The 25,546-nt window shown below is 70.4% G+C and carries 22 protein-coding genes and 5 tRNA genes; 17 read left to right on the top strand and 10 right to left on the bottom strand.

Going from position 1 to position 25,546, the window contains the following annotated elements:
• Positions 1–7: 7 nt before the first annotated feature.
• The 5 genes from ACFY5B_RS27480 to ACFY5B_RS27460 all read right to left on the bottom strand — a co-directional run bounded on the left by ACFY5B_RS27480 (position 8) and on the right by ACFY5B_RS27460 (position 9,069).
• Complete coding sequence (locus ACFY5B_RS27480) at positions 8–3,307, bottom strand: nitrate- and nitrite sensing domain-containing protein (protein ID WP_389973882.1); 3,300 nt, start codon at positions 3,305–3,307, stop codon at positions 8–10.
• 374 nt (positions 3,308–3,681) lie between these two features.
• Positions 3,682–4,257, bottom strand: a complete 576-nt coding sequence (locus ACFY5B_RS27475) for an ATP/GTP-binding protein (protein WP_104781463.1) — start codon at positions 4,255–4,257, stop codon at positions 3,682–3,684.
• Positions 4,238–4,633, bottom strand: a complete 396-nt coding sequence (locus ACFY5B_RS27470) for a DUF742 domain-containing protein (RefSeq protein WP_030851927.1) — start codon at positions 4,631–4,633, stop codon at positions 4,238–4,240. Before ACFY5B_RS27470 ends, ACFY5B_RS27475 begins: the two co-directional genes overlap by 20 nt.
• A gap of 110 nt (positions 4,634–4,743) precedes the next feature.
• Positions 4,744–5,157 carry a roadblock/LC7 domain-containing protein gene (locus tag ACFY5B_RS27465; protein WP_031138073.1) on the bottom strand — a complete coding sequence of 138 codons (414 nt, stop codon included), beginning with the start codon at positions 5,155–5,157 and terminating at the stop codon, positions 4,744–4,746.
• 9 nt (positions 5,158–5,166) lie between these two features.
• Entirely contained in the window at positions 5,167–9,069 is a 3,903-nt protein-coding gene (locus tag ACFY5B_RS27460; RefSeq protein ID WP_389973879.1) for a nitrate- and nitrite sensing domain-containing protein, read from the bottom strand.
• Positions 9,070–9,674: 605 nt separating this feature from the next.
• On the opposite strand from ACFY5B_RS27460, the gene ACFY5B_RS27455 reads away from it, so the two are divergent.
• The 10 genes from ACFY5B_RS27455 (at position 9,675) to ACFY5B_RS27410 (ending at position 16,054) form a co-directional block, all read left to right on the top strand.
• Complete coding sequence (locus ACFY5B_RS27455) at positions 9,675–9,866, top strand: hypothetical protein (RefSeq protein WP_389973876.1); 192 nt, start codon at positions 9,675–9,677, stop codon at positions 9,864–9,866.
• 216 nt (positions 9,867–10,082) lie between these two features.
• Complete coding sequence (locus tag ACFY5B_RS27450) at positions 10,083–10,859, top strand: fumarylacetoacetate hydrolase family protein (RefSeq protein ID WP_389973873.1); 777 nt, start codon at positions 10,083–10,085, stop codon at positions 10,857–10,859.
• The gene (gltX, locus tag ACFY5B_RS27445; protein WP_389973871.1) at positions 10,852–12,336 is read left to right on the top strand and encodes a glutamate--tRNA ligase; all 1,485 of its coding nucleotides are present in this window, start codon (positions 10,852–10,854) and stop codon (positions 12,334–12,336) included. Before ACFY5B_RS27450 ends, gltX begins: the two co-directional genes overlap by 8 nt.
• Positions 12,337–12,509: 173 nt before the next feature.
• Complete coding sequence (locus ACFY5B_RS27440; protein ID WP_389973868.1) at positions 12,510–14,726, top strand: FlgD immunoglobulin-like domain containing protein; 2,217 nt, start codon at positions 12,510–12,512, stop codon at positions 14,724–14,726.
• Positions 14,727–14,755: 29 nt separating this feature from the next.
• Positions 14,756–15,487 carry an HAD family hydrolase gene (locus ACFY5B_RS27435; protein ID WP_389973865.1) on the top strand — a complete coding sequence of 244 codons (732 nt, stop codon included), beginning with the start codon at positions 14,756–14,758 and terminating at the stop codon, positions 15,485–15,487.
• Between the two features lie 88 nt (positions 15,488–15,575).
• Positions 15,576–15,647: transfer RNA gene (locus tag ACFY5B_RS27430), tRNA-Gln, on the top strand.
• Positions 15,648–15,668: 21 nt separating this feature from the next.
• Positions 15,669–15,741 (top strand) — tRNA-Glu (locus tag ACFY5B_RS27425).
• 47 nt (positions 15,742–15,788) lie between these two features.
• Positions 15,789–15,861, top strand: a tRNA-Glu gene (locus ACFY5B_RS27420).
• Positions 15,862–15,881: 20 nt separating this feature from the next.
• Positions 15,882–15,953: transfer RNA gene (locus ACFY5B_RS27415), tRNA-Gln, on the top strand.
• A gap of 28 nt (positions 15,954–15,981) precedes the next feature.
• Positions 15,982–16,054: transfer RNA gene (locus ACFY5B_RS27410), tRNA-Glu, on the top strand.
• 190 nt (positions 16,055–16,244) lie between these two features.
• Here the strand turns inward: ACFY5B_RS27410 and ndgR are convergent.
• On the bottom strand, positions 16,245–16,961 hold the full coding sequence (gene ndgR, locus ACFY5B_RS27405; protein WP_003993203.1) for an IclR family transcriptional regulator NdgR: 717 nt from the start codon (positions 16,959–16,961) through the stop codon (positions 16,245–16,247).
• 195 nt (positions 16,962–17,156) lie between these two features.
• Between ndgR and leuC the strand changes: the two genes are divergently transcribed.
• The 4 genes from leuC (at position 17,157) to ACFY5B_RS27385 (ending at position 20,473) form a co-directional block, all read left to right on the top strand.
• On the top strand, positions 17,157–18,587 hold the full coding sequence (gene leuC, locus ACFY5B_RS27400) for a 3-isopropylmalate dehydratase large subunit (RefSeq protein WP_389973861.1): 1,431 nt from the start codon (positions 17,157–17,159) through the stop codon (positions 18,585–18,587).
• A 6-nt stretch (positions 18,588–18,593) separates the two neighbouring features.
• Positions 18,594–19,187, top strand: a complete 594-nt coding sequence (gene leuD, locus ACFY5B_RS27395) for a 3-isopropylmalate dehydratase small subunit (protein ID WP_389973857.1) — start codon at positions 18,594–18,596, stop codon at positions 19,185–19,187.
• A gap of 277 nt (positions 19,188–19,464) precedes the next feature.
• Positions 19,465–19,695 carry a hypothetical protein gene (locus tag ACFY5B_RS27390; RefSeq protein WP_053668772.1) on the top strand — a complete coding sequence of 77 codons (231 nt, stop codon included), beginning with the start codon at positions 19,465–19,467 and terminating at the stop codon, positions 19,693–19,695.
• A gap of 136 nt (positions 19,696–19,831) precedes the next feature.
• Complete coding sequence (locus ACFY5B_RS27385) at positions 19,832–20,473, top strand: HU family DNA-binding protein (protein WP_030851950.1); 642 nt, start codon at positions 19,832–19,834, stop codon at positions 20,471–20,473.
• A gap of 71 nt (positions 20,474–20,544) precedes the next feature.
• Here ACFY5B_RS27385 and ACFY5B_RS27380 read toward each other — a convergent pair whose 3' ends face one another.
• Together ACFY5B_RS27380 and cofC are read right to left on the bottom strand one after the other, a co-directional pair.
• Positions 20,545–20,748 (bottom strand): hypothetical protein, encoded by a 204-nt coding sequence (locus ACFY5B_RS27380; RefSeq protein ID WP_104781455.1) that lies wholly within the window; start codon positions 20,746–20,748, stop codon positions 20,545–20,547.
• 9 nt (positions 20,749–20,757) lie between these two features.
• Entirely contained in the window at positions 20,758–21,396 is a 639-nt protein-coding gene (gene cofC / locus ACFY5B_RS27375; protein WP_389973853.1) for a 2-phospho-L-lactate guanylyltransferase, read from the bottom strand.
• A 157-nt stretch (positions 21,397–21,553) separates the two neighbouring features.
• Here cofC and ACFY5B_RS27370 point away from each other — a divergent pair, with 157 nt between their 5' ends.
• From ACFY5B_RS27370 to ACFY5B_RS27360, 3 genes are read left to right on the top strand one after another with little or no spacing between them, the layout of a single operon-like run.
• A complete protein-coding gene (locus ACFY5B_RS27370) occupies positions 21,554–22,345 on the top strand; it encodes a lysophospholipid acyltransferase family protein (RefSeq protein ID WP_389973850.1) in 792 nt (263 codons plus the stop codon).
• Positions 22,342–23,352: an NAD(P)H-dependent glycerol-3-phosphate dehydrogenase gene (locus ACFY5B_RS27365; protein WP_389973847.1), complete on the top strand. Its 1,011-nt coding sequence runs from the start codon at positions 22,342–22,344 to the stop codon at positions 23,350–23,352. The genes ACFY5B_RS27370 and ACFY5B_RS27365 overlap by 4 nt, the downstream gene beginning before the upstream one ends.
• Positions 23,353–23,411: 59 nt before the next feature.
• Positions 23,412–24,569, top strand: a complete 1,158-nt coding sequence (locus tag ACFY5B_RS27360) for a D-alanine--D-alanine ligase family protein (RefSeq protein ID WP_389973844.1) — start codon at positions 23,412–23,414, stop codon at positions 24,567–24,569.
• A 17-nt stretch (positions 24,570–24,586) separates the two neighbouring features.
• Here ACFY5B_RS27360 and ACFY5B_RS27355 read toward each other — a convergent pair whose 3' ends face one another.
• Complete coding sequence (locus ACFY5B_RS27355; RefSeq protein ID WP_389973841.1) at positions 24,587–25,105, bottom strand: DUF3515 domain-containing protein; 519 nt, start codon at positions 25,103–25,105, stop codon at positions 24,587–24,589.
• Between the two features lie 20 nt (positions 25,106–25,125).
• Complete coding sequence (locus ACFY5B_RS27350; protein ID WP_029384521.1) at positions 25,126–25,359, bottom strand: Lrp/AsnC family transcriptional regulator; 234 nt, start codon at positions 25,357–25,359, stop codon at positions 25,126–25,128.
• Positions 25,360–25,546: the final 187 nt, after the last annotated feature.

Here is a 25,546-nt window from a genome sequence, read left to right as displayed (position 1 = left end):
GCTCACACTAACGCTCCTGGTTGTAGGTGCTGTCAGGACCGAAGCCCTGGCCGTTCGTTTCACTGCCTGCGCTGCGTCCGCGCTGGACGCCTCGACGCAGGTTGCTCAGCCTGCCCCGGACGTCCTCCGGGGCGCGGGAGACCTGTGGGCCTCCCTGGGGAGTACTTTCGGCGGCACCCTCGATCAGGTTCGCCTTGGGTACCCGCCTCGGCAGGCCGGAGGAGGTGACCCCGCCCGCCTTGGGCTTCCGCAGCTGCGAGGCCTGCTGCCACCGCTCGTCGTTGGCCGAGCGCCAGTCGTCGCCCTTGCTCTCCGAAGTGGAGGCCGGCGGCTCCTGGCTCACATGCCGTGCGCCACCCGTACCGTTCGCACCGCTCGCGGTGGGTCCACGGCGGGGAAGCCCGGCGTCGGTCATCGTGTGAGCGGCGGAGGGGCTCGATCCCGGACGGTCGAAGCCTACGCGGTCCTGCTCACTTGCGTCAGCGGCCTGCGCAGATTCCGTTTCCTGGGCCTGAGAAGGGTACTGGCTCGGATAGCCGTTCTGGTAACCGTCCTGCTGCGGCCAGTCGTCCTGGTGACGTCGCTGCTCGAACGCGGCGAAACCGCCCGCGCCGCCCGCACCCTGCCCCGAGGGCTCCTCCTGGGCCGGCTCCGCATAGGAGGGCTCCGGGTAGCCGCCGTTCGGCGAGAAGGTGTCGTTCTGCGGCGCACCGCCGTTCGGCGCGTAGTACTGCTCGTCGTAGGCAGGCTGCTGCGGCTCCTCGTACGCCGTGTGCCGCTGCTCGTCGTACGACGGCTGCTGCTGCTGGTACGGCGCCTGACGGTCGTACGCGGACGGCTGCTGCTCCGGGTAGCCGGTCTGGCCGGTGTCGTAGGCCTGCCCGGCGTCGTAGCCCTGCTGCCCGTCGTAGTCGTCGCGGTAGCCGGTCGCCTGGGAGGGCTCCTGGCCGCTCTGCGCGGGCAGCGCGGGCTGCTCGTGCGACTGGGCTTCCAGGGCCGCCCGGCGCTCCTCGCGCATCAGGGAGCGGCCGACGGGGTCCAGCTCACGTATGTCGTCCGGGACGTCGGAGTAGCGGCTGTCGTCGAAGCCGAGCTCCGCGGCCGTGCGCATGGGCTGGCCGAAGTTCTCGCCGCCGCCGAAGTTCTGCTCCGGGATGATCTGCGAGACGGTGAACTCGTCGCGGTCCACGTGCTGCTCGCCGCCACCACCGTGGGTGATCGCGTCCGGCAGCATGACCAGCGAGGTGGTACCGGCCTGCTCGCCCGAGGGGCGCAGCTGGACCCGGATGCCGTGCCGGTCGGACAGCCGGCCGACCACGAACAGGCCCATGCGCTGCGAGATCGCGGCGTCCACGGTCGGCGGGTTGGCCAGCTTGTGGTTGATGTCCGCGAAGTCCTCGGCGGTCAGGCCGATGCCCTTGTCGTGGATCTCGATCATGACGCGGCCGTCGGGGAGACGGGTGGCGGTCACGCGGACCTTGGTCTGCGGGGAGGAGAACGTCGTGGCGTTCTCCAGCAGCTCGGCGAGCAGGTGCACGAGGTCGGTCACGGCGCGGCCGTGGATCTCGGCCTCCGGGACGCCGGAGAGCTCGATGCGCTCGTACTGCTCCACCTCGGAGGAGGCGGCGCGCAGCACGTCGACCAGCGGCACCGGCTGGTCCCAGCGGCGGCCGGGCTCCTCGCCCGCGAGGACCAGGAGGTTCTCGCCGTTGCGGCGCATACGGGTCGCGAGGTGGTCCAGGCGGAAGAGGTTCTCCAGCTGGTCCGGGTCGGCCTCGTTGTTCTCCAGGTCGGTGATCAGGGTCAGCTGGCCCTCGATCAGGGACTGGTTGCGGCGCGAGAGGTTGGTGAAGATCGCGTTGATGTTGCCCCGCAGCAGGGCCTGCTCGGCGGCGAGCCGGACGGCCTCGCGGTGGACCTGGTCGAAGGCGCGGGCGACCTCGCCGATCTCGTCCGTGGTGGTGATCGGGATGGCCTGGACGCGGGTGTCGACGCGTCCGGGGTCGGTGCGCGAGAGCTGGTCGACCAGCATCGGCAGACGCTGCTCGGCGATGCCGAAGGCGGCGTTGCGCAGCTGGCGCATCGAGCGGCTCATCTGGCGGGCGACGGCGCCGGCCAGGATGAAGGCCAGGAGCAGGGCGACCACGACGGCGGCACCGGTGATGTAGGCGTCACGCTGGGCGTCGTCGGCGATGTCGGACGCTTCGCTCACGGCCTTGTCGGCCATGTCCTGCTCGATCTTTTCGTACGCGTTGAACTTGAGCGTGTTGACCGCCCACCAGTTCTCGGCGGTGATGCCCCGCTCGGCGAGTGCGGCGCGCGCGCTCGGGTCCGTGCTCTGCAGCGTGGCCATGCCCGCGATCATCGTCGTCGGGCTGGCGGGCGGCGGGACGTAGTCCGGGTTCTTGGCCTTGGCCTCCCGGGCCATCGCGGCACCGTCGGCCTTGATCTTGGCCTCGGCGGCCTTGAGCTTGTCCGCGTCCTGCTGGGTGCCACCGCCGATGTACTCCTGCACGGCGATGCGCTCGAGGTAGGCGTACGAGGACAGGGCGATGCGCTGGCTGGCCAGGTTGCCGGCGTCCGGGCCCGGCTTGACCAGGATGTGCATGCCGATGGAGCGCTGCAGCGACAGGGCCGCCTTGGTGAGCTCGATGGCGTACACGGTCCGGCCGTAGCTGGTGATGTTGCCGGTGCCGAGGCCGAGCTCGTTGGCGAACTCCGTCAGCGGGTGGGCGACCTCGACGTAGCCCTCTTCGGTCCGTACGCCCTGGAGCTTGGTGGTGTAGGCGACCTGGCGCAGGGTGGCCAGCTTGGGCTCCGCCTTGCGGAACAGGTCCAGCCGCCGCTCCAGGCCGGGCTTGGCCGGCATGTTCTGCGCCGCGGCGTCGAACTCGTCGGCGGCCTTGTCGGTGAGCTTGCGGGCGTCGACGACGGTGTTGTCGTCCTGGCCCTTGCCCTGCAGCAGCGGGGCGGCGGTGATGTCGCGTTCGTTGTAGAGGGCGTTGGCGTAGAGCAGCGAGGCGCGGACCAGGCGCGCGGTGTTCTCCGCGTCCTCGGCCTCCTGCCAGGTGTCGATCGAGCTCTTCACCTGGAAGCCGCCCATGACGAGGCCGACCACCACGGGTATGAGCAGGATCGCGTTCAGCCTGGTCGCCACACGCCAGTTGCGCGGGGAGAGACGGCCGCCGCTCTCGGCGGGTGCGGCCGTCGGTTCCGAACCGGGCACGGGGGCGGGCGCCGCTGTGCGCGGCGGCGGGGTGAAGTTGCCCCGGGCCGACGGCTCGGGACTGTTCTTGCTTCGCCTCACTCGACCAACAACCTCTCGGCGGTCGGCACCAACGTTGTGCCGCAGTGTTCAGAGCCCAAGACGCCAGCGACGGACGAGGGCGTCATTGACTATTGGGCAGTTCAGGCATTCCAGCACGACGACCAGCGCTCTTCCAAACAGTCCGAGGCAGGGATTCGACGTGATGTAAGCCCCAGATAAAACGGTCATAAAGAGCGAGCCCCGCCAAAAGGCGGGGCGATTGTGCGCGCAGCGAGACCGGATGTGCGCGACGCGTGGCCGTACCACCCGATTCCTCTGCCGAAACGTTATGAACACCTTGGCCGACCGTGTCAAAGGACACAGTCGGCTCCGGTGTATCTACGACAACTGCCGTATGGCGCTTCTGAATTGTGCTACCTCAGCCGTGCCATCAGAGCGTGCTCGACCAGCGTGATCAGGGCACTCTTCGCATCGGCCCGGTGCCGGGCGTCCGTCGTGATGATCGGGGTGTCGGGTCCGATCTGCAGCGCCTCGCGCACCTCTTCGGGCTGGTAGGGCTGCTGTCCGTCGAAGCCGTTCAGGGCGACGACGAACGGCAGGCCGCTGTTCTCGAAGTAGTCGACGGCCGGGAAGCAGTCGGCCAGGCGCCGGGTGTCCACGAGCACCACCGCGCCGATGGCGCCGCGCACCAGGTCGTCCCACATGAACCAGAAGCGGTCCTGGCCCGGCGTACCGAAGAGGTACAGGATCAGGTCCTGGTCCAGGGTGATACGGCCGAAGTCCATGGCCACCGTGGTGGTGGTCTTGTCCCCGGTGTGGGTGAGGTCGTCGATGCCGGCCGAAGCGGACGTCATGACGGCCTCGGTGCGCAGCGGGTTGATCTCCGAGACGGCACCCACGAACGTGGTCTTGCCCACGCCGAAGCCACCGGCCACCACTATCTTCGCGGAGGTGGTGGACCGCCCCGCGTCAGAGCTTGCGAAGTCCACTGAGCACCCTTTCGAGCAGTGTCACGTCCGGTGCGCCGGTGGCGTCGTCGCCGCCCGGCTGGTGGATCGCGACGAGACCGGCCTCGGCGAGGTCCGCGACCAGGATCCGGGCCACGCCCAGCGGCATGTTGAGCAGCGCCGACACTTCGGCCACCGACTTGACCTCACGGCACAGGTGGCAGATCCGCTGGTGCTCGGGGAGCAGCCCCATGAGCGCGGCGGGGTCCGCGGTCGTACTGATCAGTGCCTCGATCGCCAGCTGGTAGCGCGGCCGGGTCCGGCCGCCGGTCATGGCGTAAGGCCGGACCAGCGGCTGGTCGCCCTCGTCCTCGTACGGCTCCGCGTACGGATCATGAGAGGCGGTGGGCGGGGTCATGGGTCCTCCGGGCGGGACAGCAAGTCGGTCAGCAAGCCGTCTGACGGGGCCTGTGTGGGGTGTGTGGCGGCCGGACGGTGATGTGGTGAGACGGGTGGTGCCGGGGCCGATCAGTGGAGCAGACTGCCTTGGAGCTCAGCCCTGAGATCGGGGGTGAGGACCGCGCCCGCGCGGTCGACCAGGAGCGCCATCTCGTAGCCGACGAGACCGATGTCGCACTCGGGGTGGGCGAGCACCGCGAGGGACGAGCCGTCCGAGACGGACATGAGGAAGAGGAATCCCCGCTCCATCTCCACGACCGTCTGCGCCACCTCGCCGCCCTCGAAGATCCGGGAAGCGCCTGCCGTCAGGGACGTCAGACCCGAGGCGACGGCCGCGAGCTGGTCGGCGCGGTCGCGCGGAAAGCCCTCCGACAGCGCCAGGAGGAGACCGTCGGCGGACACGACGACGGTGTGGGACACCCCGGGGGTGTTGTCCACGAAGTTGGTGATCAACCAGTTGAGATTCTGTGCCGCCTGGCTCATCGGACTCAACTAACGCTCCTGCTGGTGAGTGGGCCGTGGGTGGCTGCCGGTCTGGGTGGACCCGGCCTGACGACCCTGTGCGATTCCCCGACGGAGATTGGTCAGCCGGCCGCGCACGTCATCGGGCGCACGCGAGACCTGCGGACCGCTCTGGTGGGTTTGCTGCTGCGCCGTGCCCGGGACGAGGTTGGCCCGGGGCACCCGGCGCGGCAGGCCGGAGGTGGTGACACCACCCGCGGCGGGCTGGCGGACTCGCTCGGCCTGGCGGACGAGGTCGTCGTTCGGCGAGGTGCGCCAGCCGGCGGGGGCGGACCGCTGCGGACCGGTGGGTCCCTGCGGTTGCTGCGGGGCAGAGGGGGCGGAGCCGTTGTTCTGCGGCTGCTGCTCCTGCTGGCCGTGGAACCAGTTGGTCTCCAGTGTGTCGTACAGCGGCGTACGACCGTCGCCCGGGCCGGACGCCGGTGGCAGGGCCTCGGGCTCCTGCCGGACCGGACGGGCCTGCGGGGCGGGCGGACGCGGGGCGCCGAAGTCGGCCGGGCCCCGGCCGCCACCCGCCTGCGGCCGCTCGAACCGGCCCGTGCCCGCGGGGTCGGCCGGCGTGGCCGGACCCGGGAGGGTGGGCCGCCCGGAACCGTTGTCCTGGCGGGGCGCGGGGTACTGACCGGTCGAGCCGTTGTCCTGGCGCGGAGCCGGGTACTGGCTGCCGTTGTCCTGGCGGGGGGCCGGGTACTGGCCGGTGGAGCCGTTGTCCTGGCGCTGGGCCGGGTACTGGCTGCCGTTGTCCTGGCGGGGGGCCGGGTACTGGCTGCCGTTGTCCTGGCCGGGCGCGGGGTACTGACCCGTCGAGCCGTTGTCGTAGGACTGCGGCGCCGGGTACTGGCCCGACGCGGACGAGGTGTCGAGGCGACCGCCGGGGGTGCCGAAGACGTCCGGGCGGACGAACTGGCCCTGGCCCTGCGAGGTGTTCGCGCCGGGACCGAACGGGTCCGCCTGCTGGGCAGCGCCGAAGTCGGCCGGGGAGCCGAGGCCCTGCCGGTCGTTGTCCCGCGGCACGGCCGGCATCTCCGCCGTCGTGCCCGGGCCCTGCCGGTCGTCGGCGCGCGGCAGCGAAGACGTACGAGAGAGGTCCGGCTCCTCGTGCCCGCGCGGGGCGTCCAGTGAGGCGCGCGGCGCCGGCGGCTGGGCGTTCTCGTCGCTCCAGCTCGGCACGCGCTGCTGCGCGTCACCGCCGGGCAGCTCGGCACGCGGTCCCCCGCGCGGCGGCAGCTGCGGCCTGCGGCCGGTGCCCTGCTCGGAGTCGCCGCCCTGCTTCTTGCGGCTCCGTCCTCCGCCGAAGGCGTCCTGGCCCTGCGGCCCGTTGGTGCCCGCCGCCTGCAGACCCTGCGGGGCACCCGGCGCCTGCTGGCCGAACCCGGTGCCCGCGGGAGCGGGACGGCCCTGCGGGGAACCACCCTGCTCGAACGACGAGGTCCCGGGACCCTGCGGTCCGCGCGCTCCACCGGGAGTTCCCGGACGGCCACCGTCCGCGTCGCGCCCGGGCAGCGCGGCCCGCGGGCCCTGACCGGAAGCGAGCCGGCCGCCGCCGGACGCACCGCCACCGAAGGCCCCGCCGGACGCACCGGCGCCGAGGGCACCGCCGCCCTGGCCGGCACCGGCGGCACGCCGGGCCGCGGCCGCACCGGCCGCGGCCTGCGCGGCGGCGGGACCGCCGCCACCGACCGGCGGCTGACCGGGCTGCTTGGGCTGGGGCTTCCGGCCGCCCTGGGCGACGTCGACGGGCAGCATGACCAGCGCGGTCGTACCACCGGAGTCGGACGGGCGCAGCTGGATGCGGATGCCGTGCCGCTGGGACAGCCGGCCGACCACGAACAGACCCATGCGGCGGGAGACGGAGACGTCCACCGTCGGGGGAGAGGCGAGCCGCTCGTTGATCGCCGCCAGGTCCTCCGGCGACAGGCCGATACCGGTGTCGTGGATCTCGATCAGCACACGGCCGTCGGGCAGCGCGTGACCGGTGACCTTGACCTTGGTCTGCGGCGAGGAGAACGAGGTCGCGTTCTCCAGCAGCTCGGCGAGCAGGTGCACGAGGTCGTTGACCACACGGCCGGCCACTTCGGTGGTCGGCACCGAGGCCAGCTCGATGCGCTCGTACTGCTCCACCTCGGACGCGGCGGCGCGGAGCACGTCGACCAGCGGGACCGGGCGGGTCCAGCGGCGGCCGGGCTCCTCACCCGCGAGGACGAGGAGGTTCTCACCGTTACGGCGCATGCGCGTGGCGAGGTGGTCGAGCTTGAACAGCGAGGACAGCTGGTCCGGGTCGGCCTCGCGGGACTCCAGCTCGGAGATCAGCGACAGCTGGCGCTGGATCAGACCCTGGGAGCGGCGCGAGAGGTTGGTGAACATCGCGTTGACGTTGCCCCGCAGCAGGGCCTGCTCGGCGGCGAGGCGGACCGCCTCGCGGTGCACGTCGTCGAAGGCCGCGGCCACTCGGCCGATCTCGTCCCGGGAGTGCACACCGACCGACTCCACGGACGTGTCGACGTCCTGCGGGTCGGACTCGGACAGCTGCTTGACCAGCTCGGGCAGACGGTCGGAGGCGACCTTGGTCGCGGTGTCCTCCAGGCGGCGCAGCGAGCGGATCATGGACCGCGCCACGACGAAGGCGCCGACCAGCGACACGCCGAGCACGATCAGGATCAGGGCACCGGAGATGATCGCGTCGCGCTCGGTGGCGCTGCGCAGCTCGCGGGCCTTCTGCTCCATCTCCTCGAGCAGCGTGTGCTCGATGTTCTTCATCTGCTGGATCTTGGTGGAGCTGTCGTCCAGCCAGTCGCGGTAGGACCGCTTGTCCTGCTGGGCGAGACCGCTCGCGGAGACCAGGGCGCGACCCGCGTAGGTGTCGGTCGCCTTGATGGTGGAGTTGCCGCCGTCCTCGATCGGCTTCAGCAGTTCGGCGGCGGCGTCCTCGCCGTAGATGCTCTTGAAGCTGCGGATCTCGGAGTTCTGGCTCTCCAGGGCGGACTCGGCGTAGAGGCGGTCGTTCGGCGAGAGCTTGCCGGCCGTGGTGTTGCTCGCGGGCAGTGCCGCCGCGAGGGCCGCGCGCTGGATCGAGGAGTACTCCTTGGCGGAGGAGAACGCCGCGAGCGCACGCGTGCGCTGGATCATGTCCGGGTTGCTGGTCGCCTCGGCCATGTCCTGGGAGAGGTCGATCAGGTTCTCGATCAGACGGTGGTACGCCTCGATCGTCTGCGTGGAGTTGCCCTCGGAGGCGTAGGCGCCCTTGCGGATCTGCTCCAGGTCGCCGAGCTCGCCGGCGAGCTGGACGAGGTACTCGCGGACGCCCTTGAGGTTGCCGTCCTTGCTGGCGCCGTCGATCTCCTCGGAGCTGTCGAGGAAGTTCTTCATCGCCCGGTCGGTCTTCTCGCGAAGCCCCTTGACCGTGAAGTCCGTCGCCTTGCCGCCGTGCGCCAGCGGGCCGGCCGACTGGTCGCGCTCCTCCTGGAGCGCGGCCGACAGCTCGGTGGCCTGCTTGGTCATGTCCGTCAGCAGCTTCATGTTGTCCAGCTGCTGGATGTCGTCCATGGACTGGTCGATACGCAGCGCGCCCAGCGAGGTGGCCGCGACCACCGGAAGGGCGAGCAGCGACACCAGTCGTGTGGAGATGCGCCAGTTGCGCAGGGCTATTCGCGACCCCGGGCCGGTCGGGCCCGTCGGCGGCTTCAGCGCCGGGGAAGGACCCGTGGCCCCCGACGGGGCCGACGTACCGGAGCGCGCGGAGCGCTCACCGCCGTCACCTGCCGGGCCCTGGTTCTGGGCGTGCTGGGGCGCGGGGCCGCCTTTCACGGGGCCAGTCCCGCCGTGCGGCTCCGGCTCCGCCGAAGCGCTGCCATCCCTCTTGAAACGTCCCTGCACTAGCGTCGCAACCTCTGGACCAGGCACCCCGTCGCCTGAACGGCGGGGCACGGTGTCGGCGTTCTGGGGACGCCCTGAAAACGCCCCCGTGGTGGTCGTGAGTGACCGGCGCTGGCTTCCCCTTCTTCACCGCCACTCGGCGCGTCTGTGCGCCCCCTGTGCGCCGGCTCGATCCTGCGGCGGTCCGTGAGATTCCAGCACAGCACAGGATCTCCAACAAGGCCCGTAGGCCGAGCCGTGATGTAGGTGACACCACGTGAGTGGCGGATCACCGGTCGTAGAAAGGGAGTTCACCCATTTCGGGCGTAAGCCCGCGAGTCGACCAGTCACGCCGGGTGTCCCAGTCGCCATGATCAGCAGCGGAATGATGGCTTCAGTGGGCCAATGTCCGTTTCGTTGGGGTGGGGCGCGCGTCCGGATTGACCGATTCGCCCTCTGATTCGTGAGAAAACTCACATGCCGATCATGACCCCTGCGCGACGGGGCCGGGGAATCGGATGTTTAGCCTGACGCTTTACAGCGATGGCACAACCGACAACCCGCGCCCGTGCGGGGGGTTCACACACCCCTCCGGGCGCCCGTCACAGGACAGGGTCAAGTAAACAGTGAAGACGACGACGATGTTCCACAAGATCGCCAACCCGCGACGCACGACGCTGGCACACCTGAGCGACGCCGACGAACTGCAGACGCCGGAGCAGCCGGAGCACCCCGTCGAACTGCCGGCCCAGACCGCAAACCCCAAGCGCACCGTCCTCATGGAGATCCCCGTCGCGGCCGCCGCGGCCGCGGAGTGACACCAGCTAGTACGCGTGCCGGCCGCCGGATGCTCACGGCGAAGGGACCGGATTGCCGAGGGGGCGCCCCCGCGACGGGGCGCCCCTTCGTGTGTGACGGGGCGCCCCCTCGTGTGTGACGGGGCGCCCCCTCGTAATGCGCGGGGCGAGTCCACCTCCCCGCGTTAGCCTGGACCGTCAGACTCCAGCCGCTTCAGTCAAGGGGCCAAGCAACCCGTGCGCATCGCCAGGTTCTCCATCGACGGGAACGTCGCCTTCGGCGCCATCGAGGGCGACAAGCAGGACGAACTCGTCCTGAACATCATCAAGGGCATCCCGTTCGCGGACTTCGAGCTCTCCGGTACGAAGGTGCCGGTGAGCAAGGTCAGGCTGCTGCCGCCGGTGCTCCCCAACAAGGTCGTGGCCTTCGGCCGCAACTACGCGGAGCACGCGCGCGAGCTGGGCAACGAGGTGCCCGACGCCCCCTTCGCCTTCTTCAAGCCGTCCACCTCGGTGATCGGCCCCGGCGACGAGATCCAGTACCCCTCCTTCTCCGAGGAGGTGCACCACGAGGCCGAGCTGGCCGTGGTCATCGGCCGGATGTGCCGCGAGGTCCCGCGCGAACGCGTCAAGGACGTGATCTTCGGCTACACCTGCGCCAACGACATCACCGCCCGCGACGTGCAGCGGCGCGAGAAGCAGTGGGCCCGGGCCAAGGGCTTCGACAGCTCCTGCCCGCTCGGCCCCTGGGTGGAGACGGACCTCGACGCGAGCGACCTCACCATCCAGCTCACGGTCAACGGCCAGCAGCGCCAGCTGGGCCGCACCAGCGAGATGACCCACTCCATCGAGGACCTGATCGTCAACATCTCCGAGGCCATGACGCTGCTCCCCGGCGACGTCATCCTCACCGGCACCCCGGCTGGGGTCGGCCCCCTGAACGTCGGCGACGAGGTCGCCGTCACCATCGAAGGCATCGGCACTCTCACCAACAAGGTTGTCAAGCGTGGCTAGCGCACCCGGCTCCCCCGTACGCGTCCGTTTCTGCCCCTCGCCCACCGGTAACCCCCACGTGGGCCTGGTGCGCACCGCCCTGTTCAACTGGGCGTTCGCCAAGCACCACCAGGGCACCCTGGTGTTCCGCATCGAGGACACCGACGCGGCCCGCGACTCCGAGGAGTCGTACACCCAGCTGCTCGACTCGATGCGCTGGCTGGGCTTCGACTGGGACGAGGGCCCCGAGGTCGGCGGCCCGCACGCGCCGTACCGCCAGTCGCAGCGCATGGACCTCTACAAGGACGTCGCGGCCAAGCTCCTCGACGCCGGCCACGCCTACCGCTGCTACTGCTCCCAGGAGGAGCTGGACACCCGCCGTCAGGCCGCCCGCGCCGCAGGCAAGCCCTCCGGCTACGACGGCCACTGCCGCGAGCTGACCGCCGCCCAGGTCGACGAGTACCAGGCCCAGGGCCGCGAGCCGATCGTCCGCTTCCGGATGCCCGACGAGACGATCACCTTCACCGACCTGGTCCGCGGCGAACTGACCTTCACCCCGGAGAACGTCCCGGACTACGGCATCGTCCGCGCCAACGGCGCCCCGCTGTACACGCTGGTCAACCCGGTCGACGACGCCCTGATGGAGATCACCCACGTCCTGCGCGGCGAGGACCTGCTCTCCTCCACCCCGCGCCAGATCGCCCTGTACAAGGCGCTGATCGAGCTGGGCATCGCCAAGGAGATCCCGTCCTTCGGCCACCTGCCGTACGTGATGGGCGAGGGCAACAAGAAGCTTTCCAAGCGCGACCCGCAGTCCTCCCTCAACCTCTACCGGGAGCGCGGCTTCCTCCCCGAGGGCCTGCTCAACTACCTCTCGCTGCTCGGCTGGTCCCTCTCGGCCGACCAGGACGTCTTCTCGATCGACGAGATGATCGCGGCGTTCGAGATCTCCGACGTCCAGCCCAACCCGGCCCGCTTCGACCTGAAGAAGTGCGAGGCGATCAACGGCGACCACATCCGCCTGCTGGACGTGAAGGACTTCACGGAGCGCTGCCGACCGTGGCTCCAGGCGCCGTTCGCGCCCTGGGCCCCGGAGGCCTTCGACGAGGCCAAGTGGCAGGCCATCGCCCCGCACGCGCAGACCCGCCTCAAGGTCCTCTCCGAGATCACCGACAACGTCGACTTCCTGTTCCTGCCGGAGCCGGCCGAGGACGAGGCGAGCTGGGCGAAGGCGATGAAGGAGGGCTCGGACGCCCTGCTGCGCACGGCCCGCGAGAAGCTGGAAGCGGCCGACTGGACCTCCGCCGAGTCGCTCAAGGAGGCCGTCCTGGCCGCCGGTGAGGTCCACGGCCTCAAGCTCGGCAAGGCCCAGGCCCCCGTCCGCGTCGCCGTCACCGGCCGCACGGTCGGCCTGCCGCTCTTCGAGTCCCTGGAGATCCTGGGCAAGGAGACCACCCTGGCCCGGATCGACGCGGCGCTGGCGAAACTCACCGCGTAGGCGCACGGCAACACACCGCGAGGGCGGCGTCCGGTTCGGGCGCCGCCCTCGCCCTGTCCGCCCAGCCGTCACCCGGAGTTCACCCTTCCGGCCAACTGCCGTCCCAGGAAGGGACGTTGGATGCCCTCTGTGCGCACGGTGCGCGTGTGCGCCCAGATACAGGGGGAGAGAGCATGATCCGTTCACGAAGACTCGTCCGCGCGGCAGTCGGCGGGGTGGTGGCCCTGTCCTGCACCGTGCTGACCGCACCCGCGCAGGCGGCACCCGCGGTCGACGAGCCGGCCGGCACGGTGCGGCTCGCCACCGAGAAGCGCGTGACCGTCGACTACCCCTGGGCCGGCGCGTCCGGCTTCCAGTACCGGCCGGGGACCACCTCGGTCACCACGGTGGACTACCCCGACGCGGTCCCGCCCGCCCACGCCGGCCCGGACGACCTGGCCACCGGCACCGACGTCGTGAACACCCGCGACGGCCAGAAGGTGCTGCAGAAGCACCGCTCCACGGGCGTCACCGCCACCGTCACGATCCCCTCCGGCCAGGCCTACCGGGCCGCCGTCGGATGGAGCGTGCTGACCATGGACGGCACCGGCGCCCTGCACGTGCTGCGCACCGTCGACGGGACCCTCACCGTGGACACCCCGGTCACCGGCTTCCCCGCGGGCGCCCGGCCCGTCTCCTACCGCACCGGCGGCTCGGTCGTCCGCCTCGCGATCGTCTACACACTGGACGGCAAGACGTCCGCGGGCCTGGTCGACCTCTCCGACGGCGCGTTCCGCACCTACGTGACCGGCGACTCCGCGACCCCGGAGATCGTCTTCAACGACCGCTGGCTCGTCGCCGACTGGAAGGCGATCCGGGTGGACGCCGAACCCGGCACCGAGCCCGCCGCCCTCCCCAGGACCGACGCCCAGCTCGAAGCGGTCGTGGGCGACCAGCTCCTGCTCGGCAACCCGATGTTCGTCACGGGCGGCGCCGAGGCCGCGCTGACCGCCCGTTCCCTGGTCACCGGCGCCTCGACCACCGTGCTTCCCTCGTCGTTCGGCGGCATCGGCCCGACCCTGGACGGCGGCGCCCTGGCCACCGCGGGCCCCTCCAGCCTCGACTGGAACATCCACCGCATCACCCCCGACGGCAACGGAGGCCTCACCACGGCCAAGGTGACCCGGGTCCCCGCCGCGGCGACCGGCGTCCAGGGACTGGCCGTCGCGGGCGGCGAGTTGTTCCTCTACGGCGCGACACCCGGCGCCTCGCTGCGCTACAGCGGCTTCCAGCTCGACGCGGCCGGCCGCCCCGACGGCCCCCAGACGCGCCGCAGCCCCGCTCTGAGCGCACCCACTTGTCTCACCGGCGACGCCGCCTGCCCCCAGCTGGAGGCCCTCGGCGACGGCCGCGTCAGCCACCTGTGGACCGGCGATACGGGCCAGGAGTCCGTCAGCACCGTCGGTCTCGACGCCACCACCGTCCTCAGCGCACCCACGGACGGCGACTCCTCCGGCCGCATCGGCGGCGGCACCGGCCGGTACCTGCTCTACAACGGCGGCTCCGGCAAGCAGCGGGTCGTCGACTTCCCGCGCGCCGCGACCGCCGGCGAGACCGCCCTCACCCGCGACCGCACCGCCGCCGCGGTGTGGGGGCAGACCCTGTGGGCCCCGGGCGGCACCCAGGGCCAGGTCACCGGCCGCAACCTCAAGACCGGCACGACCACCACCATCGCCACCGGCGCCCCCTGCACCCCCACCGACATCCAGGCCGTCAACACCTGGCTGTACTGGTCCTGCGGCACCTCGGCCGGCGTCTACGACCGGGCGACCAACCGCAAGATCACGGTCCCGGCCGACCTCGGCCCGGCCCGCCTCGCCGACGGTTTCCTGCTCCGCGAGAACCGCACCACCCACGAACTGCTGCTCACCGACTTCCACTCCGGCACGGCCACCACCCGCACCCTGGTGAAGCTGCCCGCCACGGACCAGAACACCGGCGGCAGCAACGGCCGCTGGGCAGTCGACCGCTTCGGCGGCCACATCGCCTACCTCAACGGCACGTACGGCGAGGTCTCGATCGTCCCCAGCGGCGTCCCCACCTCGCCCCTCGCGCAGATGGAGGCCCAGGTCCACTCGCCGTCCGTGATCGGCAAGGCCTTCCCCTGGGCACCAATCTGGCAGCTGAACAAGCCCTCCACCTGGACCCTGACCCTCACCGACGCCGCCGGCAAGCCCGTCCGCACGCTGACCGGCGCCTCCACAGGGGCCGCCGTGCGACCCGCCTGGGACGGCATCACCGACAGCGGCGGCGGCGCCACGGGCGGCGCTTACACCTGGAAACTCACCGCTCACCCCCGCGACGGCCAGGGCCCGGACCTCACCCTCACCGGCACCATGACCCTGGGCTGAGCGCGGGACGCGGTGGGTACGGTCGGAGCATGAGCATCCAAGCCGTGGTCTGGGACGTCGACGACACCCTCTTCGACTACACCACCGCCGACCGCCTCGGCATGCGCGCCCACCTCACAGCGGAGGGCCTGCTCGACGGCTACGACAGCGTCGAGCAGGCCATCGACCACTGGCGGGAGATCACCCACCTGCAGTGGGCCCGCTTCTCGGCCGGCGAGGCCACCTTCGAGGAGCAGCGGCGCGACCGCGTGCGGGTGTTCCTGGACCGGGACCTCACCGACGCCGAGGCCGACGCGTGGTTCCAGCGGTACCTCACCCAGTACGAGGCGGTCTGGTCCCTCTTCCCGGACGTCCTGCCCGTCCTCGACGCCCTCGCCGTCAGCCACCGGCACGCCGTGCTCTCCAACTCCAGCCTCCACGTCCAGGACCGCAAGCTACGCGCCCTCGGCGTCCACGACCGCTTCGAGACCATCCTGTGCGCCGCCGAGCTCGGCGTCTCCAAGCCCGAGGCCGGGGCGTTCCTCGCGGCCTGCGAATTTCTGGGCCTGCCGCCGCACCAGGTCGCCTACGTCGGCGACCACCCGGAGATCGACGGACGGGGCGCCGCCGACGCGGGACTGCTGTCGGTGTGGATCGACCGCGGCGGCCTGTACGCCACGATCGACCCGCCCGTCGGGCCGCACCGCATCGCGTCCCTCGGCGAACTGCCGTCCCTGCTCGGCCCGGATAGTCGTTTTGGAGCCCCGTCCACCTTCGGGTAATGTTCTTCCTGCGCCGCGGGAGCGGGCCGGAAGGCCGGAATCCCAGGCGCACAGCTAGAACACGAACCCTCCGGGGCTTGCGTTCCAGTGGCCTATGGTGTAATTGGCAGCACGACTGATTCTGGTTCAGTTAGTCTTGGTTCGAGTCCAGGTAGGCCAGCTCGCAGAGCTCATCTGCATCGCCCCCGTTGTGTAGCGGCCTAGCACGCTGCCCTCTCAAGGCAGTAGCGCCGGTTCGAATCCGGTCGGGGGTACTGGTTCCGAAGATCGACAGATCGACGATCATCTCGGAACTGCTAGGGCCCCCGTTGTGTAGCGGCCTAGCACGCCGCCCTCTCAAGGCGGTAGCGCCGGTTCGAATCCGGTCGGGGGTACTGACTGGTCTAAACCACATTGGTCTATGGTGTAATTGGCAGCACGACTGATTCTGGTTCAGTTAGTCTTGGTTCGAGTCCAGGTAGACCAGCTCGGACCTGCGGAAACGCAGGCTCCACGCCCCCGTTGTGTAGCGGCCTAGCACGCCGCCCTCTCAAGGCGGTAGCGCCGGTTCGAATCCGGTCGGGGGTACACATCGCAAGAGGCCCCTCACTTCGGTGAGGGGCCTCTTGCGTGCTTGCCTTCTTCGGGGGCGCGGGGGACTGCGCGAGCAACCACTACCGGCCCGCACGCGACGATCAAACCGTCTGTGCCATGGCGCGTGGTCGGGAAAGGCCTGCCGCGGCGTTGAGGCCGGCCTCCCCCGAAACGCTCCGTCGGTTCAGCCGGTGCGCCGCAATGCCTCGGAGAGCCGCCCGGCCGCATCGATCACGGCCTGTGCGTGCATCCGCCCCGGGTGACGCGTAAGACGCTCGATCGGCCCGGACACCGACACGGCGGCCACCACCCGGTTCGACGGCCCCCGCACCGGCGCGGACACGGACGCGACGCCCGGCTCCCGCTCGCCGATCGACTGGGCCCAGCCCCGCCGCCGCACACCCGACAGAGCCGTCGCCGTGAAGCGCGCCCCCTGCAGGCCGCGGTGCAGCCGCTCCGGCTCCTCCCAGGCCATCAGGATCTGCGCCGAGGAGCCGGCCTTCATCGTGAGTGTGGAACCGACCGGGACCGTGTCCCGAAGACCGGACAGGCGCTCCGCCGCGGCGACACAGATGCGCATGTCGCCCTGGCGGCGGTAGAGCTGCGCGCTCTCGCCCGTGATGTCCCGAAGATGTGTGAGCACCGGCCCCGCGGTGGCGAGGAGACGGTCCTCACCCGCGGCCGCGGCAAGCTCTGCCAGGCGAGGGCCGAGAATGAAACGACCCTGCATGTCGCGCGCCACCATGCGGTGGTGCTCCAGGGCCACGGCCAGGCGGTGGGCCGTGGGTCGTGCCAGTCCGGTGGCGCCGACCAACCCCGCGAGGGTGGCCGGACCGGACTCCAGAGCGCTCAGGACGAGGGCCGCCTTGTCCAGAACGCCGACGCCGCTACTGTTGTCCATGAAACGATACTCGCGTCTCACTCTGTGAAACGCAAGTTCAATTTTCCGTGGAACGCGCCACCCTGGAATCACGAAGTCACAACGGCCCGTGACGTAAGGGCCTGGCGGTGTGTGCCCGGAATCAGGGGTACGGGCACTGCCTCCTCAAGATCTCTAGTTGGGTCGGCGGACCGTAGCCGGCCGGAGGGAACAGCGATGGGTAGGACACTCGCGGAGAAAGTCTGGGACGACCATGTCGTCCGGCGCGCGGAGGGCGAGCCCGACCTTCTCTTCATCGATCTGCACCTGCTGCACGAGGTGACCAGCCCGCAGGCCTTCGACGGTCTGCGCAAGAGCGGCCGCACGGTGCGGCGCCTGGACCTCACCATCGCCACCGAGGACCACAACACCCCCACCCTGGACATCGACAAGCCGATCGCGGACCCGGTCTCGCGGGTGCAGCTGGAGACACTGCGCAAGAACGCCGCCGAGTTCGGCGTGCGTCTGCACCCGCTGGGCGACATCGAGCAGGGTGTCGTCCACGTCGTGGGTCCACAGCTGGGTCTGACCCAGCCGGGCACCACCGTGGTGTGCGGTGACTCCCACACCTCCACGCACGGTGCCTTCGGCGCGCTGGCGTTCGGCATCGGCACCTCGCAGGTCGAGCACGTGCTGGCCACGCAGACGCTGCCGATGTCCCGCCCGAAGACCATGGCGATCACGGTCAACGGCGAACTGCCCGAGGGCGTCACCGCCAAGGACCTGATCCTGGCGATCATCGCGAAGATCGGCACCGGCGGCGGCCAGGGCTACGTCCTGGAGTACCGCGGCGAGGCCATCGAGAAGCTCTCGATGGAAGCCCGCATGACCATCTGCAACATGTCGATCGAGGCCGGCGCCCGAGCGGGCATGATCGCCCCGGACGAGACCACGTTCGCCTACCTCGAGGGCCGTCCGCACGCTCCCGAGGGCGAGGACTGGGACGCGGCCGTCGCGTACTGGAAGACGCTCAGGACCGACGACGACGCCGAGTTCGACGCCGAGGTGGTCATCGAGGCCGCCGAACTGTCGCCGTTCGTCACTTGGGGCACCAACCCCGGGCAGGGCGCACCGCTTTCGGCGTCCGTCCCCGATCCTGCTTCGTACGAAGACGCATCGGAGCGCTACGCCGCCGAAAAGGCCCTGGAGTACATGGGGTTGGAGGCCGGGCAGCCGCTGCGCTCCATCAACGTGGACACCGTCTTCGTAGGCTCCTGCACCAACGGCCGCATCGAGGACCTGCGCGCCGCCGCCGAGCTGCTGAAGGGCCGCAAAGTCGCCGACGGCGTACGGATGCTGGTCGTCCCGGGCTCCGCGCGGGTGGGTCTGCAGGCCGTCTCCGAGGGCCTGGACGTGGTGTTCAAGGAGGCCGGCGCCGAATGGCGGCACGCGGGCTGCTCGATGTGCCTGGGCATGAACCCCGACCAGCTGGCCCCCGGTGAGCGCTCCGCGTCCACCTCCAACCGCAACTTCGAGGGCCGGCAGGGCAAGGGCGGACGCACCCACCTGGTGTCGCCGCAGGTCGCGGCCGCCACCGCGGTCCTGGGCCACCTGGCCTCCCCGGCCGACCTGTCCGACGCCGCAACCCGTACGCCCGCTGGAGTCTGATCAGTCATGGAAGCCTTCACCACCCACACCGGCCGGGCCGTCCCGCTGCGCCGTTCCAACGTCGACACCGACCAGATCATCCCCGCCCACTGGCTCAAGAAGGTCACGCGCGACGGGTTCGAGGACGGGCTGTTCGAGGCCTGGCGCAAGGACGCGTCGTTCGTGCTCAACCAGCCCGAGCGCAAGGGCGCGACCGTCCTGGTCGCCGGCCCCGACTTCGGCACCGGCTCCTCGCGTGAGCACGCCGTCTGGGCGCTGCAGAACTACGGCTTCAAGGCCGTGATCTCCTCCCGCTTCGCCGACATCTTCCGCGGCAACTCGCTCAAGAACGGCCTGCTCACGGTCGTTCTGGAGCAGGCGACCGTGGACGCGCTGTGGGAGCTCACCGAGAAGGACCCGCAGGCCGAGATCACCGTCGACCTACAGGCCCGCGAGGTGCGCGCCGAGGGCATCACCGCCGCCTTCGAGCTGGACGAGAACTCCCGCTGGCGGCTGCTGAACGGCCTCGACGACATCTCGATCACCCTGCAGAACGAGCCGGACATCGCCGCCTACGAGGCCAAGCGCCCCTCCTTCAAGCCGCGCACCCTCCCGGTCTGACCCCAGGCACGGTCCGCCTCCTGAGAACAAGGCGACTTTCGGCCACAGCAACATCCCCTCTGTACCCCCGATCAGCCCGATCGGGGGTACAGCTGTGTCTGCACCCGAACGGCCCTGCCCACCCGCTGTTCGGCTGCCAACTTCCCACGTTAAGCCCGTGGTTGCTGGGGTAGGCGAGGGGTACAGCCGTGACTTCCACGTGTGCCGGGAAGGCCGTTCGAGGCGGCAGTTGTCCCCTGCGCAGGCGACAACTCGCCCCAGATGGCACAATCTGTGCATGGAACACGACGGCCAACTCGAGCTCTATGCGGCAGTCGCGGACCAACTCAAGGAAGCGCACACAAGGGTGCGCGCACTGCAAGTCCCGGAGGGCGTACGGATGGCGCTGACCCGGAAGCTGCTGGTCATTACGGCCGCGGCCAAGCACGATCTCGCCGACGCGGCAAGGCGGCTTGAGCGGTTCAATACGGACCTCGACGAGGGACGTCTCCCCGTCGAGGAACGCTGAACCTCTCGGCACCGTCGAGTTCGCTGCGGCACAAGGGTGATAAGCCCGTTTCGTGTTTGATTTGCGGTATATATCTGCCTAACGTGCGAAAAAGCTTGAACACTTTCGTTCTGGCGATGTCTCCGAAGGGGAAGACGTGAACAAGGCGCAGCTCGTAGAAGCGATTGCCGACAAGATGGGCGGCCGCCAGCAGGCCGCCGACGCTGTCGACCATGTACTGGACGCCATCGTCCGAGCGGTCGTCTCGGGTGAGCGGGTCTCGGTCACCGGCTTCGGTTCGTTCGAGAAGGTCGACCGCCCGGCGCGGTACGCCCGGAACCCCCAGACGGGCGAGAGGGTTCGGGTCAAGAAGACCTCCGTTCCGCGCTTCCGCGCCGGTCAGGGCTTCAAGGACCTGGTCAGCGGCTCGAAGAAGCTGCCGCGCGGCGGCGAGGTGTCCGTCAAGAAGGCGCCGAAGGGCAGCCTGACCGGCGGTGCCGGCGCGACGGTCAAGAAGGCCGCCGCGAAGAAGGCGACCACCAAGTCGGCCGCCGCGAAGAAGACGACCGCCAAGAAGACGACGGCGAAGAAGGCCACGACGAAGACCGCGGCCGCCAAGAAGACCACCGCGAAGAAGGCGCCCGCCAAGAAGACCACGGCGACGTCCAAGACCACCGCCGCGAAGAAGACCACCGCGAAGAAGGCCCCGGCGAAGAAGGCCACGGCGAAGAAGGCGCCCGCCAAGAAGTCGACGGCGCGCAAGACCACCGCCAAGAAGACCACCGCCCGCAAGAAGTAAGGGCGCCGGGGTACTCACGCGCCGGGCCGGACTCCGCACGGAGTCCGGCCCGCGGCGTGTTCAGCACGTGGTCAGAGGGTCTGCAGGGTCACCAGAGTGATCCGGAGCGCGTCCCTCGCCCCTTCCACCTCGATGCGTACCCGCTGGCCCGGGCGCAGCAGTCGGAGGCCACCCGCGTCGAACGCGGCCGCGTCGAAGGGCACCGGGGTGCCGTCGTCCAGGAGCACCTGCCCGCTGCGGCTTTCGGGGTCGTACGTGTACGCGGTCGCCTGCATGGCCGCAGCCTACTGCCCGGGAATCAGCAACCGCGCGGCGGCCGCGGCCGTATGAGGACCGACCCCCAGGGCCAGCGCGCTGCGCAGGTCCTCGCCGGTGTCCACGTCCTGGCGAACGGAATCGACCGCGGTGAGAGGCAGTTCCACGGCGCCCGATGCGCGGTGCCGGGCCCGGGAGTCCGTGCCGAAGGCCGGTTGCAATTCCCGGCCGGGGGCGGCGGCAAGCAGGGTCGTTCCGATTGCGGCCGCGTCCGGGAGAAATGCGCGCGGGAATTCGGCAGCGGCATCGAGTACCCGGGACAATTCCACGGGACGCAGGGCCGGCAGATCGGCGTTCAGCGCGGCCACCGCCCGGGCCGGGCGGACGGACCGTACGGCCCGCGTCGCGTGTGCGAGGGCGGTGTTGAGACCGCCGCCCGGCTCGTCGGGGATGATCGCGGCGCCCAGAGCGGCCAGCTCGCGGCCCGCCCGGGCGTCGTCCGTGACGACTGCCACATCCCCCACCCCCGGGCAGGCCAGCGCGGCCGCCACCGTGTCCTGGGCGAAGGCCAGCGCCAGGTCCGGCCGCAGCCCGTCGTCCGCGGTGTCCGCAAGCCTGCTCTTGGCCTGGGCCAGGGGCTTCAGGGGTACGACCAGGGTCCACTGCACGGGTGTTCCGTCCTCCTCTTGTCGCGGTCATTGTCACCCGGGGCATCGGGCGGGCGGCGTGCCGGGGCGTACGGTGTTCTCGACAGACCGGCGGCCTGGGGCGACACTTGTGCGGCCCCCGTGGCCCCGGCTTCACGCCCTAGAGGAAGGTGTTCGCGTGCCCCGCCGCAGAATCGGCTTCTGGTACCGCTTCGCCGCGGTGATCTGCAAACCGCCGCTGGTGGTTCTGCTCAGGCGGGACTGGCGTGGAATGGAGCACATTCCGGCCGAGGGTGGATTTATCACCGCGGTGAACCATAATTCGCACGTCGATCCCTTCGCTTACGCGCACTTTCAGTACAACACCGGGCGCGTCCCGCGATTCCTCGCGAAGAGCGAGCTTTTCAAGAAGGGATTCGTCGGGGCCGCTATGCGGGGCACCGGGCAGATCCCCGTCTACCGCGAGAGCACGGACGCGCTGAGCGCCTTCCGGGCCGCGATCGAGGCCGTGGACCGCGGGGAATGCGTGGCCTTCTACCCGGAGGGCACCCTCACCCGCGACCCGGACGGCTGGCCCATGACCGCCAAGACCGGGGCCGCGCGCGTCGCCCTGCAGACCAAGTGCCCGGTGATCCCCGTGGCCCAGTGGGGCTGCAACGAGTTGCTGCCCCCGTACGCGAAGAAGCCGAACCTGCTGCCGCGCAAGACGCACCACGTGCTCGCCGGGCCGCCCGTCGATCTCGAGCGGTTCTACGACCGGGAGATGACCGCGGACCTGCTGAAGGAGGCCACGGAGGTCATCATGGCCGCCGTCACCGCCCAGCTGGAGCTGATCCGCGGCGAGAAGGCGCCCGAGACGCCGTACGACCCGCGCCGGGAGCGCATCGAGCAGCGGCTCCGCACACAGGCACAGACGCAGACGCACGAGGAGGCCGGGCAGACCGTGCAGGAAGAGGGGCTGGGCAAGTGAGCAAGCCGGTCAAGGCGGCGGTCCTGAGCGCCGGTTCGTGGGGTACGGCCTTCGGCATGGTGCTCGCCGACGCGGGGTGCGAGGTCACCCTGTGGGCGCGCCGCCCGGAGGTCGTGGAGGCGATCAACTCCACCCGGACCAATCCCGACTACTTCCCGGGCGTCGAGCTCCCGGAGAACGTCCGGGCCACCACCGATCCCGCCGAGGCCGCGGCGGACGCCGACTTCACGGTGTTGTCGGTGCCGTCGCAGACCCTGCGCGCCAACCTCGCCGAGTGGAGCCCGCTGCTGGCCCCCGACACGGTGCTGGTGTCGCTGATGAAGGGCGTCGAACTCGGCTCCGCGATGCGGATGAGCGAGGTCGTCGACGACGTCGCCAAGGTCGGCCCCGACCGGATCGCCGTCGTCACCGGGCCCAACCTGGCGCGGGAGATCGCCGCACGGATGCCGGCCGCCGCCGTGGTGGCCTGCACCGACGAGGCCGTCGCCCAGCGGCTCCAGGCCGCCTGCCACACGCCGTACTTCCGCCCGTACACCAACACGGACGTGGTGGGTTGCGAACTGGGCGGAGCCGTGAAGAACGTCATCGGTCTCGCCGTCGGCATCGCGGACGGCATGGGCCTCGGCGACAACGCCAAGGGCTCGCTCATCACCCGCGGCCTCGCCGAGACCACCCGGCTCGGCATGGCCCTCGGGGCCGACCCCCTGACCTTCTCCGGACTCGCGGGCCTGGGCGACCTGGTGGCGACCTGCTCCTCGCCGCTGTCGCGCAACCACACCTTCGGCACCAACCTCGGCAAGGGCATGACCCTGCAGGAGACCATCGCCGTCACCAAGCAGACCGCGGAGGGCGTCAAGTCCTGCGAGTCGGTGCTCGATCTGGCCCGTCGGCACGGCGTCGACATGCCCATCACGGAGACGGTCGTCGGCATCGTGCACGAGGGCAAGCCCCCCGTGGTGGCCCTCAAGGAGCTGATGTCGCGCAGCGCGAAGCCCGAACGACGCTGAGCGACGCGAGGCCGGCGGCGCTTACTAGCGGCACTACCAACGGGTACTCTCAACGCGATATGAGCACCGAGAACCTCCCCCAGAGCCCCGAGCAGCCGCCTCGCAAGCCGCGTGTGGCCGTCGTGTTCGGCGGGCGCAGCTCCGAACACGGGATCTCCGTGGTCACCGCCGGCGCCGTCCTCAAGGCCATCGACCGGACGAAGTACGACGTCCTGCCGATCGGCATCACCCCGGAAGGGCGTTGGGCGCTCACGGCGGACGAACCGGAGCGGATGGCGATCGTCGACCGGCGCCCGCCGAGCGTCGACGCGCTGGCGGAGTCGGCCGAGGGCGGAGTGATCCTCCCCGTCGACCCGGCCAACCGCGAAGTCGTCTACAGCGAGCCGGGATCGGTCCCCAAGGCGCTCGGCGAGGTCGACGTGGTCTTCCCGGTGCTCCACGGCCCGTACGGCGAGGACGGCACCCTCCAGGGCCTCCTGGAGCTCTCCGGAGTCCCGTACGTGGGTTCGGGCGTGCTCGCCTCGGCCGTCGGCCAGGACAAGGAGTACATGAAGCGGGTGTTCACCTCCTTCGGGCTGAAGGTCGGCCCGTACGTGGTGGTGCGCCCGCGCGAGTGGGAGCAGGACCGGGCGGCCGCCCGCAAGAAGATCGTCGACTTCGCCGGCGAGCACGGCTGGCCGCTGTTCGTGAAGCCCTCGCGGGCCGGTTCCTCGATCGGCATCACCAAGGTCGACGACCTCTCCGGCCTCGACGAGGCGATCGCCGAGGCCCAGCGGCACGACCCCAAGATCCTCGTGGAGGCCGCGCTGCGCGGCCGTGAGATCGAGTGCGGTGTCCTGGAGTTCGAGGACGGCCCCCGGGCCTCCCTCCCCGCGGAGATCCCCCCGCCCGAGGCCCAGGCGTACTACGACTTCGAGGCCAAGTACATCGACTCCACTCCGGGCCTCGTCCCCGCACCCCTCACTCCCGAGGAGACGGCCGAGGTCCAGCGCCTCGCGGTCGAGGCGTTCGAGGCGGCGTCCTGCGAGGGCCTGGTCCGCGCGGACTTCTTCCTCACCGAGGACGGCGAGTTCGTGATCAACGAGATCAACACGATGCCCGGCTTCACGCCGATCTCGATGTATCCGCAGATGTGGCAGGCGAGCGGGGTGAGCTACCCGGAGCTGATCGACCTGCTGGTGCGGGCGGCCCTGCGCAGGTCGACCGGTCTGCGCTGATCATCGACGCCCGGCGCTCAGGAGGCGATCCCCGAGGGGATCGCCTTCTTCACGGCCGCGGCCAGATCGATCAGCACACCCGAGCTGTCCACGCCCTTGGGCGCCCGGACCTCGACGTACGCCTCCCTGTTGGCGGTGGTGAACAGATACCCCCCGCCGTCCTGCTTCTCCATCAGCCAGTCCACCCCGTTCACGCCCCCGGCGACGGCATCCGGATCACGACCGTCCGCGACCTTCGGGTCGATCATCTTCGGCGGCTGCGGCACACCGCAGCGCAGTATGATCGCCGGGCTGCCCCAGCCCGCCGTCAGCGCCGACGCGGGTTCGGGATCCGCGCGGCGCTCACCGTCCACCTTCGCGGGCAGTACCTTGTCCAGGTTCCGGCACAGTCCCACGACCTTCGCGTCCGGACTGGGAACCGCCGCCGACGCGCTGTCGTCTGCTGATGAGCAGCCCGCAGCAGTGATCAACAGCGCGACAGCGGGCAGGCGGAACACGCGGAAGACACAACGGTGCCGGTGACGGAAAGAGTTCACCGGCACAGGGTAGACGGGGGCTACAGATGGACGACCGGGCAGGTCAGGGTGCGGGTGATGCCGTCCACCTGCTGAACTTTGGCGACCACCATGCGGCCGAGATCGTCGACGGTGTCGGCCTGGGCCCGCACGATCACGTCGTACGGTCCCGTCACGTCCTCGGCCTGGATCACCCCAGGGATCTTGCCGATCGTCTCGGCGACGGTCGACGCCTTGCCGACCTCCGTCTGGATCAGGATGTACGCCTGTACCACGGAACCTCCAGGGCGGCCACGAGGATCATGTGGGGAAAAGGAACGCCACGGTATCGCGTCGCCGCTCGCCGCGGGGAGACCCGCGGGGACCGGGTTGTGCGCGCCGGGGTGCAGGTCCGGCAGAACTTGACGGTCACTTCGACCGTAGCGAGGACCGAGATGCCTCGCGACCGGGCACGGACAGGGA

Origin of the sequence: Streptomyces sp. NPDC013187, from assembly GCF_042899705.1 — a bacterium.
In the GTDB taxonomy this organism is placed as follows: Bacteria; Actinomycetota; Actinomycetes; order Streptomycetales; family Streptomycetaceae; genus Streptomyces; species Streptomyces hawaiiensis_A.
Note: the sequence above shows the minus strand (reverse complement) of the source record. Positions and strands in the feature narration are given on the sequence as shown.